Source organism: Bacteroides stercorirosoris (assembly GCF_900142015.1).
Classification (GTDB): Bacteria; Bacteroidota; Bacteroidia; order Bacteroidales; family Bacteroidaceae; genus Bacteroides; species Bacteroides stercorirosoris.
This window is the reverse complement of sequence record NZ_FQZN01000044.1, coordinates 26422-39338: the sequence shown is the minus strand read 5'-3', so window position 1 is coordinate 39338 and position 12917 is coordinate 26422. Positions and strand designations below refer to the sequence as shown.

17 protein-coding genes are annotated in these 12917 nt (G+C 44.4%); 14 read left to right on the top strand and 3 right to left on the bottom strand.

Going from position 1 to position 12917, the window contains the following annotated elements; genetic code table 11:
* Positions 1 to 275 precede the first annotated feature (275 nt).
* Positions 276 to 1571, top strand: coding sequence for a phage integrase SAM-like domain-containing protein (locus BUC01_RS22345; RefSeq protein WP_073314929.1), 1296 nt, complete (start codon positions 276 to 278; stop codon positions 1569 to 1571).
* Here the strand turns inward: BUC01_RS22345 and BUC01_RS22340 are convergent.
* Together BUC01_RS22340 and BUC01_RS22335 are read right to left on the bottom strand one after the other, a co-directional pair.
* Positions 1564 to 2019, bottom strand: coding sequence for a lipocalin family protein (locus tag BUC01_RS22340; RefSeq protein WP_025833760.1), 456 nt, complete (start codon positions 2017 to 2019; stop codon positions 1564 to 1566). The two genes, BUC01_RS22345 and BUC01_RS22340, sit on opposite strands and share 8 nt — an antisense overlap.
* Positions 2020 to 2114: 95 nt before the next feature.
* Positions 2115 to 2597 carry a helix-turn-helix transcriptional regulator gene (locus BUC01_RS22335; RefSeq protein ID WP_025833761.1) on the bottom strand — a complete coding sequence of 161 codons (483 nt, stop codon included), beginning with the start codon at positions 2595 to 2597 and terminating at the stop codon, positions 2115 to 2117.
* Between the two features lie 97 nt (positions 2598 to 2694).
* On the opposite strand from BUC01_RS22335, the gene BUC01_RS22330 reads away from it, so the two are divergent.
* The 13 genes from BUC01_RS22330 (at position 2695) to BUC01_RS22265 (ending at position 12400) form a co-directional block, all read left to right on the top strand.
* Positions 2695 to 2925 carry a hypothetical protein gene (locus BUC01_RS22330; protein WP_025833763.1) on the top strand — a complete coding sequence of 77 codons (231 nt, stop codon included), beginning with the start codon at positions 2695 to 2697 and terminating at the stop codon, positions 2923 to 2925.
* A gap of 4 nt (positions 2926 to 2929) precedes the next feature.
* Positions 2930 to 3208: a hypothetical protein gene (locus tag BUC01_RS22325; RefSeq protein WP_025833764.1), complete on the top strand. Its 279-nt coding sequence runs from the start codon at positions 2930 to 2932 to the stop codon at positions 3206 to 3208.
* Positions 3209 to 3382: 174 nt separating this feature from the next.
* On the top strand, positions 3383 to 3886 hold the full coding sequence (locus BUC01_RS22320) for a hypothetical protein (protein ID WP_025833766.1): 504 nt from the start codon (positions 3383 to 3385) through the stop codon (positions 3884 to 3886).
* On the top strand, positions 3886 to 5019 hold the full coding sequence (locus BUC01_RS22315; RefSeq protein WP_073314927.1) for a DUF2800 domain-containing protein: 1134 nt from the start codon (positions 3886 to 3888) through the stop codon (positions 5017 to 5019). The genes BUC01_RS22320 and BUC01_RS22315 overlap by 1 nt, the downstream gene beginning before the upstream one ends.
* Before the next feature lie 11 nt (positions 5020 to 5030).
* The gene (locus BUC01_RS22310) at positions 5031 to 5300 is read left to right on the top strand and encodes a hypothetical protein (RefSeq protein WP_025833771.1); all 270 of its coding nucleotides are present in this window, start codon (positions 5031 to 5033) and stop codon (positions 5298 to 5300) included.
* The gene (locus BUC01_RS22305; protein WP_025833773.1) at positions 5297 to 5533 is read left to right on the top strand and encodes a hypothetical protein; all 237 of its coding nucleotides are present in this window, start codon (positions 5297 to 5299) and stop codon (positions 5531 to 5533) included. The genes BUC01_RS22310 and BUC01_RS22305 overlap by 4 nt, the downstream gene beginning before the upstream one ends.
* Positions 5534 to 5808: 275 nt before the next feature.
* Positions 5809 to 6378, top strand: a complete 570-nt coding sequence (locus BUC01_RS22295; protein WP_025833777.1) for a DUF2815 family protein — start codon at positions 5809 to 5811, stop codon at positions 6376 to 6378.
* A gap of 323 nt (positions 6379 to 6701) precedes the next feature.
* Entirely contained in the window at positions 6702 to 8663 is a 1962-nt protein-coding gene (locus BUC01_RS22290; protein WP_073314925.1) for a DNA polymerase, read from the top strand.
* Positions 8664 to 8680: 17 nt separating this feature from the next.
* Complete coding sequence (locus BUC01_RS22285) at positions 8681 to 8872, top strand: hypothetical protein (protein ID WP_025833785.1); 192 nt, start codon at positions 8681 to 8683, stop codon at positions 8870 to 8872.
* 12 nt (positions 8873 to 8884) lie between these two features.
* Positions 8885 to 9139: a hypothetical protein gene (locus BUC01_RS22280; protein ID WP_025833787.1), complete on the top strand. Its 255-nt coding sequence runs from the start codon at positions 8885 to 8887 to the stop codon at positions 9137 to 9139.
* 17 nt (positions 9140 to 9156) lie between these two features.
* Complete coding sequence (locus tag BUC01_RS22275) at positions 9157 to 9510, top strand: hypothetical protein (protein WP_025833789.1); 354 nt, start codon at positions 9157 to 9159, stop codon at positions 9508 to 9510.
* Positions 9511 to 9739: 229 nt separating this feature from the next.
* A complete protein-coding gene (locus BUC01_RS25625; RefSeq protein ID WP_159106522.1) occupies positions 9740 to 9913 on the top strand; it encodes a hypothetical protein in 174 nt (57 codons plus the stop codon).
* A gap of 171 nt (positions 9914 to 10084) precedes the next feature.
* The gene (locus tag BUC01_RS22265; protein WP_073314923.1) at positions 10085 to 12400 is read left to right on the top strand and encodes a virulence-associated E family protein; all 2316 of its coding nucleotides are present in this window, start codon (positions 10085 to 10087) and stop codon (positions 12398 to 12400) included.
* 195 nt (positions 12401 to 12595) lie between these two features.
* Here the strand turns inward: BUC01_RS22265 and BUC01_RS22260 are convergent, their stop codons facing one another.
* Positions 12596 to 12883, bottom strand: a complete 288-nt coding sequence (locus BUC01_RS22260; protein WP_073314921.1) for a hypothetical protein — start codon at positions 12881 to 12883, stop codon at positions 12596 to 12598.
* Between the last annotated feature and the right edge of the window lie 34 nt (positions 12884 to 12917).

The window sequence follows — 12917 nt, the reverse complement described above, 5'->3', positions numbered from 1 at the left end:
TTCATAATCATGAGGTCCCCGGTTCAATCCCGGGTCCCGCTACTAAAAATATATAGACTGTTAGGAGGCTTCCACTCTTGGCGGTCTTTCTTTTTTCAACAGTGTAAATAACTATAAAACAGCAAATTATAGACAAAAAGGCCGATAACCGCAACCCATAAAGGGGCGATTGTCGGCCTTTTTGCGTTCCATCCATTAAAAAATTATACGCCTTTCCTTTCTCACTTGTCGCCGCTTTTAGGTACATTTGCCCCGTAAAAGTTGACATATAGTTTATGGCTACATTTAAAGCAGAAATACAGAATAAGCGAAGCGACGGTACCTATAACGTCCGTATTCGCGTTACCCATAACCGTGTAATTAGACGCCTGTCTACTAATATATACGTAACGGGCGACGATCTTACGCGCAATTTAAAAATAAAAAACCAGTCGGTATTAGATCAGTGCGAACCCTTACTAAAGAAGTGCCGCGATTATTGCAATACGCTGGGCTTTGAAATTAATAATATGAGTATCGACGATCTGGTAGATAAATTAAAAAGCCACTTAGAAGGTGGCGACGTCTTCCACCTGGATTTTATAAAATACACCAAACAGAAAGCGGCCAGTATGAACCCAGGAACGGCCAGTACCTATACAATAATGTTAAGCGCGTTACAGCGGTTTATCAAACGCGATCACCTGGATATAACCGAAATTACTACGGCTTTCTTACGGGACTTTGAAAAGTTTATAGAAGCCGAACCCAGCCAGCAAGGTAGTAACCGCAAAACGGAAAAGAAAGATATTAAGCCCAAAAGCGGCCGCGCTGTATCTGCATACCTGGCGTGTGTTCGGGCTATCCACAATAAGGCAAAAGCCGAATTTAACGACGAAGACCGCGGATTAATCCGTATACCGTATTCCCCGTTTAAGAACTATAAGATAAAGCCCCAGCCGAAAACGCGTAAAAGAGCCGTGACCGTTGAGGTCCTACAAAAGATTATTAACCTACCCTACGAAAAAGAAAAAGTCGGCGGGAAGTGGTCGCGTTATAATCTGGCGAAGGACTGTTTTATACTCTCTTTTGCCCTGGTGGGTATGAATAGCGCCGATATGTATTACGCCGATATAAAAGCCCTGGATACTGTTATTTACAATCGACGTAAGACCGAAGGGCGCCGCGACGATAACGCCGAAATGCGCGTACGTGTAGAACCCTGTATAACTTCACTAATGGAAAAGTACGCCGACCCAAAAGACAAGCGCCTGTTTAGCTTTTACGACCACTATACTACCCCTTTTACTTTTAATAAAGCCCTAAATAAAGGACTTAAACAGATCGGAAAAGAAATAGGCATAGACGGGCTGGAATTTTACGCGGCGCGCCATAGCTGGGCCACTATCGCCAGATCGGCGGCGGTCGGCATAGATAAGGCGACAGTACACGAAGCCTTAAACCACGTCGATAACGAAATGAAGGTAACCGACATTTATATAGATAAGGACTGGTCGGTAATCTGGGAAGCTAATAAAAAGGTATTAGAACTATTCGACTGGACGGAACTAGAACTATTGTACCTTATCTGAAATAACTTATTTTCTGTTTTGCAGATGTAACGTTAGCGTTTGGGTATTCCCTTTTCATCCATTCGGTTTCGTCGTGGATAATATCTAGTAGATTACCATTTAACGTATAGGCTACCTGATCGCATTCTTTACCTTCTTTATCAGTAAAGCAGACATATAATTTATTTCCTTCGAAATAATAAGTACCCGAATAAGTCTTACTATCTAACGGGTCATAGTATTTATATACTAGGTCTTCCGTAAATTCTATACCGCCCTGGCGTTCGCGATCGTTAAGTAATTTTTCTTTTATTTCTACCGTCGTGGCGGGGTCGTTAGTATTTACTTCCACCGTAATTTTTTGATAAGACCACTTACCTACTATACTGTCATTTCCTTTTATGTCGTCATCACTACTACAGGCGAAAAACACCAACGACACTAATAATAAATAAAATATTTTACTCATAAACCTTTTAATTAAATTATCGTTTATAAGGATAGGCGCGCTTTTTGCGGCCTTTCCTACATTGTTAATAACAAATTTCGTTCGATCAAAGGGCGCTATCCTAATGCCGCCCTTGGTACAGCACCCTTTGCACCCGCCGCAACCCCTTTTTCAGTTAACTCTAAAATTCGTTCTACTAATTTCTGATTGGTGTCTACCAGCTTCGCGTTAGTATCTGCCAGAGTTTTATTAGAGTTTGCTATTTCTTCTACAGCGTTAGCTATCCTTTCGCCCGATTTTACGAACATGTCGTAAATAATGGCGGGTGTTATTCCCCCTATAACCGTTTCAGTCGTATTCGCCTTAAGCATTTCGCCTTCTCCCGTTAATAACCAATTTGGTTTTAGTCCGAACGTTTCGGCCCATTTGTTAGCTAGCTTCTTACCGAAAGGTTTACCGTTCAGTAATGCTGATACAGCCGCCTGGCTTACGCCTAGTTTGTCGGCTACGTATTGCTGGGTATAACCCAGCTTATCGAAATATTCTTTTAACTTTTTTCCTATTTCAACAGACTGATTTACAGGCTCTAATTTTTTCATTACGCATTTATAACTAAAATAGTTTTAAAATCATTTGTATTATAACCAAAACGGTTATATATTTGCATTTGTAATTAACAAGTAATGGACAAAGATAATGGAAATAATCGAAAAATCATTTGTAGAGTGGTGGAAAGGATTGAGTTCTACGGAAAAAGACGAAGTAGCTATAGCGCTTTCCCGCGAATGTAATACCGCTTTGGCGACCGTTACCGCCTGGGGGCTGGGGTATCGCACCCCTAAAACCAGATCGCGGGAACTAATAGCTAACTATTTGAAGTCAGCCAAGAGTATAGAAACCGAATGTAGTACTCTTTTTCCTAATTAACGCTATGGATGTCTTCACACTTAAACAGCAAATAACCGAAGCGGCCGAATTATCGGCCCTGGCTATTGCTAAACAAATGTTTCCAGCATTTGACGACGTGAAGTACGACGAAGCCGTAAAGATCGCGGGTAGTGAGCGCTGGTTAAAGTACCATATTAAAAAAGGCAATATACTGCCTATACGTCGCGGCCCCGCGAAAAATTCCCCGATCTATTACAGCCGCTTAGATATTGCCGCTACGAAGAAAGCCGAAGCGGAAATAGCAACTTTAAATAAGAAATGATATGGATAAAATAATGAAGTACATAGCGGTCTTATTGGCTATAGTTTGCCTATGGGGAGTATTATTTGAAAATGCGTACTGGCATATCGGCACTATGTGTATGTGTTGGACAATGGTTTTGCTGATTGATAAAGAGTAATTCACCTTATGTATAACAATTTAATTTCAAAAACAATGGACGTAAACGTAAAAGTAACTGTCGATCTGGGCGAAAAAACAGTAGCCCTGTTAACTGGTGGTATGGTGGGAAACAACCTGACCCCGAAGGTAGAACCGAAACCCGCAGCGCCGAAAGAAGAAGTAGCGGAAAAACCCGCGGAAGAAAAGAAGACGCGTACGCGTAGTAGTAAACCCGCGGAAGAAAAGAAGACGCGTACGCGTAGTAGTAAACCCGTCGAAGACAAAGCGACTGAAACGAAGAAGGACGCCCCCGCCTTCGCTGATCTGGACGACGACGCTAAGTTAGAAGCCATTAAGGCCGAAGTAACTAAGCAGACCAAAAACAAGAAAGGCGCGGACGTCAAATGGATGTTAGCCCAGTTCAACGCGGCCAGCGTATCTAAAGCCGAACCGCTGGAACCCGAAGACTACGACGCCTTCTACGACGCGATCACACGTTACGGCAAAGGCGAAGCCCTTACCGATATTTTCCCTAGCGACGATAACGATTTAGGCTAATGGCAGGGACACACGCAATATTAAGCCCGTCGGCGGCGTACAGGTGGCTAGTCTGTACTCCTTCGGCGCGTTTCGAAGAACAAATACCAGAAGACGAAAGCGTATACGCGGCCGAAGGCACGTTAGCGCACGAACTGGCGGCCCTTCTTCTAAGCGCCCGCGCGGGCTTATTTAAAGGCCCACAGAAGACGTTTAACGCTATGCTGGGTAAGATCACGGCCAGCGAACTATACAGCCCTGAAATGCTGGAACATTGCGAAGCCTACGTAGGCTTCGTACTGGAAAAAGGCGGCGACGTGCTTATAGAACATTCCTACGATCTTACTAAGTACATACCGTTAGGCTATGGAACGGCCGACGCTACAAGCCTTACCCCGAAGGTTATACACGTAACTGACTTTAAGTACGGCGCTGGCGTACGCGTGGCCGCTACGGCTAATAAGCAAATGATGTGCTACGGTCTGGGCGCTTACGAAGCGGCCGTAAAGAAGGGACTAAAACCCGAAACCGTAAGCCTGTCTATATTCCAGCCCAGGGCGGGCGGCCCTTCTTCCTGGGATATTAGCGTAACCGATCTACTGAAATGGGCCGAAGAAGAAGTAAGCCCAAAGGCCAAACTAGCTATAGCGGGTATGGGCGACTTTATCCCTGGTAAACATTGCCAGTTCTGTAAGGCCCGTACTTCCTGTAAAGCGTACTACGATCGCTTCGCCGATGTAAAGACAATCAAAGATAAAAGGGTTATGACCGACGCCGACTTAGTAACCGTACTAACGTACGGCCCGCTGGTCGCTTCCTGGGTTAAGAAGGTGGAAGAAGACGCCGTTAAACGTCTAGAAGGTAACAAGCCGCTGGAAGGCTTTAAGCTGGTGGCTGGACGCGGTAAGCGGTCTTTTAAGAGTGAAGACGATGTAGTAGATATTCTGTTAGGCGAAGGCTTCGAAAACGACATTTTCGACAGTTCGATAAAACCCCTTACGGCTATAGAAAAAATGGTAGGCCCGAAGCGGTTTAAAGAACTTTTCGCCGACCAGGTAATAAACGTACCAGGTAAGCCACAAATAGCACCCATAGACGACGATAGGCCAGCTATAGGCGCTTCCGCGGCTGACGAGTACGACGACTTAATATAAATCAAAAATATATGAGCCAGAAGGAACGAAAACAAAAGCGGATTAAAAAGATTATGGACGACGCCGCTAAGGCGCTGGAAGCCGAAGGGGTTAAATACTTTATCGGGGTTACCGATAGAGAGCCAAAGAAACCCACGGAAGGACAGGTATATATACAGTCCGATGTACAGGGCGAGGACTTTTGCTACATACTAGACTTCGCCTTACCTACTAGACAGGATTTAATAAATATGGGTATATGGCTAGGCCAGATAATTAAATCTAGGGAAAAGAAAAAATGAAACTTACAGACTTAGAACCGTTACAGCCCTTCGAACTGGACGGCCAAAAGTACGAATGTATCGAAGTTTACCCAGGCGGTCGTATTGCCGCCTGTTACGAACTAGACGAAGACGGTAAGTACATACCGACGGGAGAGCCAGACAACCCGTATAAAATACGCCTGGTATCCGACATTCGCTTTAATCGTCAGCATGAAACCGACGAAGACCGCGAACTAGAAAATTTACTATAGATATGAAAACAGCGACGTACCATTACAGACTAAGCGACTACCAGGGCGGGTATACTTCGCACACGGTAAAAGTCGAAATAATAGGCGAAAGCGATAAAAGCTATCAGGTTAAGTACCTAGAGCCTGGAAGTTTCGGCCAGTACGTAGGTACTGTAAAATGGGTACGTAAGCGTAACGTATCCAACATAGTAGAAACAGACGTAGCGGCAAACGTACGGACGGCGCCGCGTCTGGAAGAAGTTAGGTTACCGTACAAAGATTAAAAATTTAGCGATATGGCAAAGAAAAAAGAACAAACAAAAGAAAGAAACCCGCTTAAAGTGGTTTTGAGTACGCACCGCGTAAGTTACGTACATATTAAGGAACCGTCCAGCTTCGAAGACGACGGCGATAAGAAGTACGATACTACGTTTCTGATCGACAAAGACAGCCCCGACGTAGATAAGATCAAAGGCGCGATTAAGGCCGCATACGCCGCAAATAAAGAAAGTATGTTTAAGGGGCTACCCGTAACCAGTCCGAAGCTATGGAACCCGCTAAGGGACGGCGACGAATGGTTAGAAGAACACCCCGAAGCGACTGAATACGAAGGCTGTTACTTCTTAAAGGCCGCTTCGAAAAGCCAGCCTAAAGTATTCGATACCGACAAACAGGAAATTATAGACCTGGACGAAGTTTATAGCGGATGTTATTGCCGTGGGGTTATCGTGTGCTATCCTTTTAATAACAAGTCTAAGGGCTTCGGTTTCTACCTCAACAGCCTTATGAAAATGGACGACGGCGAACGGCTGGGCGGTTTCGAAGCTGACCCAGACGATTACGACGAAGAAGACGACTTATTATAAACCGACTGGGCGGCCACGCGTCGCCCTTTATTTTCTCCTGTATGCTCAAAAAAAAAACAGATAGTAGAAATACTTAGAAAGGATAGAAGCTACAAAGGCGTGGTTAATACTTACGCTGATCGGTATTATTCTATACTTCATTTACTTAATAGCGTGCATATTATACGGGCTGAAATAACCGACGGCACTAGCTGGTTAGGGAAAGAAATACAGTTATTACAGATTTTCTACGAAGAAAATAAAGGCCGCGTTTCCTTCCCTATTTCGGATATGAACCCTTCGATAGTTAACGAAATAATAGACACCGTAATACCTTATTTGTCTTGAAACATTTACACATAGATATAGAAACGCGTTGTAAGCTAGACGTAGGGGACGTAGGGGTATACCGTTACGCCGAAGACCCTACGTTTAGTATTATACTTTTTGCCTACAGCTGGGACGACGGCCCGACTATCGCGCTGGATACTTCGGCCGATACATTCCCTGGCGAAAGTATACCCGCCGATGTCTGGTTAGCCCTGACCGACCCGAACGTATTAAAAATCGCCCATAACGCGAACTTCGAATATGTTTGCATAGGTACGTACTTCGGGCTTTGCCTCGAACTACGCCAATGGTTTTGCACAATGATAGCCGCCGCGTATCTGGGCCTACCGTTAGGGCTGGATAAGATCGGCCAGGTATTAGGGCTTAGCCAGCAAAAAGACGCCCGCGGTAAAGCCCTAATAACGTACTTCTGTAAACCGTGTAAACCTACTAAAAAGAACGGCGGCCGTACCCAGAACCTACCAGAACACGACCCCGAAAAGTGGGCCGAATTTAAAGAATATAACGCCCAGGACGTAAGAACGGAAAAAGAAATATACGCCTATATTTCCCGCTTCCCTGGCCTTCCAGATCACGAACGCGAATACTGGATACTAGACCAAATAATTAACGCTACGGGTATTTCCGTAGATCACGAATTTATAAAAGCGGCTATCGAATTAAACGCCCAGTTTACTAAACGCGTACACGACGAAATAGTAGATATAACGGGCGTATGTAATCCGAATAGCCTACCCCAGCTTAAACGCTGGTTATTCCAGGAATTAGGGCACCAGGTACACAGCCTGGGTAAAGACTATTTAGCTGACGCCCTGGACGGCGAACTATTACCCGACCACGTAGAACGTGTCTTACGCCTTCGCCAGTTTGCGTCTAAGACGTCGATAAGTAAATACGATACCTTCTTAGCTTACGCCTGTAGCGACGGCCGTATACGCGGTCTTTTGCAGTTCTACGGCGCTAACCGTACGGGCCGTTTTTCGGGTCGTGGCCCCCAGATACAGAACCTAAAAAGAACACTTAAAAAAGATATAGACGTAGCGCGCGAAGCCGTACGGTATGGCTTCGCCGATCTACTGTACGAAGACGTCCCAGATATTATTAGCCGCCTTACCCGTACGGCCCTGGTGGCCGCCGAAGGTAACAGCCTGGTAGTATCTGACTTTTCCGCTATCGAAGCGCGCGTACTGGCGTGGGAAGCTGGCGAAGACTGGGTATTAGACGTATTCCATACACACGGCAAAATTTACGAAGCTACGGCCGCGAATATGTTTAACGTTCCGCTGGATATGATAACCCACGGTAGCGACCTACGGGCCAAAGGAAAAGTAGCGACCCTGGCGCTGGGATACCAGGGCGCGGCGGGTGCGCTTATAGCTATGGGCGCCTTACGCGAAGGGCTGGACGAAGCCGAATTACCCGCGATTGTTAGAGCCTGGCGATCAGCTAACCCGAACATAGTTAAACTATGGCGGGAAGTCGAAAACGCCGCTAAGCACGTAATAAAGAATAAGACCAGCTACGTACTTCGTAAAAGGTACTGTAGCCTTAAATTCCTATACGATCGCGGATACCTGTTTATCGAACTACCCAGCGGTCGACGCCTGGCCTATTATGGTGCCAGTCTGGATAAAGGGAAGTTGTCATATTGGGGCGTAGATCAGACAAAAAAGATATGGGTCAAGACTGATACATACGGCGGGTCGCTGGTAGAAAACATAACCCAGGCCATTGCAAGGGACTGTCTTTGTGATGCAATGTACAGGATATATTACGATGAGGGGCTACCTATCCTCATGCACATACATGACGAGGTAGTAAGTGAGGCCCCGGATAATGAAGCGCCCGACGCCCTTAAAGCAATGTATGATATTATGGCCGTCGGCCCTTCCTGGGCTGGTGGGTTGCCGCTTAAAGGTGATGGGTATATAAGTAAATATTATAAAAAGGATTAGAGTAAAACAAGATAGAAATGAATAATGAATTTATTGATGGTGTTTGGTTTGCCGTTCAACATATTGTAGTAGTCAGAGATATGCCAGCAATCGCAGCAGGAATAATTAAGGAAGCAAATCTTTCAATTGATGACTGTAAAGCTGCACAAAAAAGGAGTGGTTCTTTCAGCGAGCAGATGAGAAAGTTTATTAAAACTGAATTAAAGTAAAACTAAATAAAAATGAAGAAGACATTTAAAGCATGGGCTAAGCAAGATAAAGATTTGGATAAATTTTTATCTCCGGGTGACTATATTGACGAAAGGTTATGTAACTATATAGCGGAAATCATTTGTCCTACATATTGTTCAAGGGACTTCGTTCAAGGATGTGATGCAATTAAAAGTGAAAATGATGTATTGTTTTACATGACTGTGTACAAGACTGACGATAACCGATACTTATACCTCGGTATTCTGCCAGAGTTTAAACAGTAATTCAAATCAACGAAAATATGAATAATATATGGGAAGCCGCAAAAAAGGCTTATAAGGCAGCTTGGTGGAAAACAAGAGCCAATAAAGAAGGACAACTGGAATATATGTTTGTTGACGGTGTTAGATATGCACAATATTGGTTTCCTGTGAGCGAAGAACTGCCTGATACATCAGATTGTGGAGTAAGCGATAATGTCTTACTGAAATTGTCTGTCTACAATAAAAAGCATAAGAATACCTATGAATGCTGTATAGAGGCTTATTATGATAGTGACATTGAACATTGGCATCCCATGCTTGTCATAGATGACAAAAACTTGGTTTTAACTCCTATAGCATGGCGTCCAATAGACAGAAAAATAACGTTTTAATTCAATAATAATTAGAAAGGAGGTAAACTTTGAAGGATTGTGAAAATTGTATCTGTTGTACTGCGACAGGTAATTGTACCAAAGACCTACATGATGAGATTATTAACAGGAAGAAAGTACAAGTAGGCCTAAAACGCTGTCCCGTTTTTGACAGGAAAGCCAAAATATGCCACCATTATTGGAGTAGTAGTTATTACCAGCGGGATACGTATGAGAAAGTAAATCAGCAATGAAGAAATTACCGAAGTTCTATTATAGTCGATACATGGGCGGGTACAATGTTTACCAACGCGAAGAGCCTGTTAACAATGTAACGACCGCAAAGAAGATTGATCGAAAACAGAGTGAGGAAGAAGCAAAGAAGTTAGTGTATAAATTAAATGGATGGAAATATGAAAAATAAATATATGATCTTAACAGTAACCCTTTTCGTGGTTTTCCTAGTACTGAAGCTTACGGGCGTTGTCGCCTGGTCGTGGTGGTGGGTGCTTTCCCCTATACTGATACCTACCGCACTTGCGTTTCTGGTGGTGGCTGGGTTCTTTGTTTTTGTTGGGTACTATGCTAATAAGCTATGATAAGTTTAAAGTATAACATAACGCTAGATATCGCCACCGCCAACACCCGAAGGGCGGCGAAGTGGCAGAACAAGCGTGCGACCTGGCAGGACATAGTTAATACGCTATCACAGACCGAACGGACGCCCGAAACCATTAAACAGTATTTCAGCTATACCAAAGACCGCCAGGACGAAATAAAGGACGTAGGCGGCTTCGTAGGCGGGTACCTTCGGGAAGGGCGGCGTAAGAAAGGATACGTAGACTACCGCCAGATCGTTAGCCTGGACGTCGATTACGGCGACCTGGACTTATGGATAAACTACGGGCTACTGGAATACGCGGGCTGTATGTATACGACCCATAAACACCGACCAGAAGACCCGCGGTTCAGAATAGTGTTCCCGCTTAATCGGAAAGTTAGCCCGGATGAATACGAAGCGATCGCGCGCGTAGTGGCTGGCTGGCTGGGTATAGACGACTTCGACGATACGACCTACCAGCCCACACGGTTAATGTATTACCCGTCCACCAGTAAAGACGGCGAATTTATATTTAACTATTCGGACGGGCCGATAATGGATGCCGACGAAGTGTTAGCCGAACTACCAGACTGGCGCGACCCTACGACATGGCCCGTGTCTTCGCGCGTGAAAGATAATGTTAGGGTTAGCACCGCTAATAAGGTGGAAGACCCCGAAGACAAAGGCGGTATAGTGGGCGCGTTCTGTAGGGCCTACAGTATGTACGAAGCTATCGCCGAATTTTTGGACGACGTTTATACGCCTTGCGAAGAACTGGGCGAAGACCGCTACAGCCTTATAGGGGCCTCAACGTCGGGCGGCTTAGTCATATACGATAATAAGTTAGCTTTTTCGCACCACGCCACTGACGTAACCAGCGGCAAACTTTGTAACGCCTTCGATCTGGTTAGGCTTCATAAGTTCGCCGATCTGGACGATAAGGTAAAAGGCGACACGGAAGTAACGAAGTTACCCAGCTATAAGGCTATGGCCGACTTCGCGGGAAAACTGGGGCCAGTTAAAAAAGAGATGTTACGGGCTAGACGGGAACGTACCACCGCAGACGAATACGACGAACTGGAAGACCAGGCGCGTGAAAAGGCCAGTAACGACGACTGGGTAGAAAGCCTTACTATGGTAGGAAAAACAAATACCGTAGAAAGTACAATAGATAATGCGGTTATCATACTTAATAACGACGAAAATTTAAAAGGACGGTTGAGGCTTAATATACATTCGATGAAAGACGAAGTAGCTAAGCCCTTTATGTGGGACAGGGACGTAGTAAGATACCCCCGTCAATTAGATGATAACGACCTTAACCAAATACGTAGATACTTAGAAAAATGTTACGGAATTAAAGGGAAGGATACCGTAAAACCCGCTATCTACATAGCTTCGCAAGAACAGAGCTACCACCCGATTAAAATATATTTAGATTCTTTACCCGAATGGGATAAAGTAGAAAGACTGGATGAACTACTTATACGCTTGTTTGGTGCGGCTGACACCCCATATACGCGGGCGGTAACGCGTAAGCCCTTTTGCGCTGCGGTTAAACGCATATACCAGCCAGGGGCGAAGTTTGATTATGTATTAGTATTAATAGGTGAACAGGGCGCGGGTAAAAGTACCTTTCTTTCAAAAATGGGCGGCCAATGGTTTACGGATAATGTACGGATAACCGACGATAAACGCGATAATCTGGAGATAATGCGCGGGCGTTGGATACTTGAAATAGCGGAAATGCGAGGTTTCAATAAAACAGAAGCGGAGTTCTCCAAAGGCTTTATAAGTAGAACCGAAGACATATACCGCCGCGCTTACAAAGAACTGGACGTAGTACACCCACGGCAAAGTATTTTTATAGGTACGCACAATAAAAACGACTTCCTACACGACGAAACAGGTAACCGCCGATACTGGCCCGTACAATGTACAAGAGGTAAGGAAGCCGCCGCCGATGTTTGGGAATACCTTACACCCGCGACAGTAGCCCAAATATGGGCAGAAGCCAAAGAACGGGTAGCACAAGGCGAAACGCTATATCTGGATAGGGAATTAGAAAAAGTGGCAAATGAAATACAGGGCAATCACTTAGAAGCCGACGCCTGGGAAGAAGACGTATTACGGTACGTAGAAGGGAAAACGGAAGTTACTACTAAGGAAGTTTGGGAACTGGCAGTACAAGGCGATAGGCCCATATCTAAAGTCGATCAAAACCGCATATCGAAAATATTACGGGTGTCAGGGTGGAAATATACGGATGTGCGAAAAGATGGAATGAGATTTAAGGCGTGGATAAGATAAGCGACATAAGCGACACATAAGCGACACATAACTCACTAATAAACAACTTGTTTTCCGTGCTTGTCGCTTGTCGCTTATCTTTTTTTATAAACTGAAAAAGGGTAAATAAATAGATAATATTAACAATTTAAACAATTTATATATGGTTTTGACCTATAATAGAAAAGACGAGCGACAAGAGCGACAAGAGCGACATTACTCTTTATCGGCGATTTTATCTAACGTTTCTTTTATCTCCGATAATTCATATAGGATTGTTCCGCGCGTTTGTCGCCACTCTTTTTCTGGTTTCATTCCTAGTTGTATCGCTATCGCCTCTAATGCTGGCGGCGTCCCGTCGGTTTCAAAAACAGTTAAACCCGCTTTTAAAATATCGTTCCGTTGCATCTGTACGGCGATTGATAATAGTTCATAATCCGATAGTTTCGGGTAATCTAATTTCAAGTCGTTGTAATACTTGTAAATACTTTTAAAGTTTTCCATATCAACAAAATTATTATTTTTTGCAAAGATACCT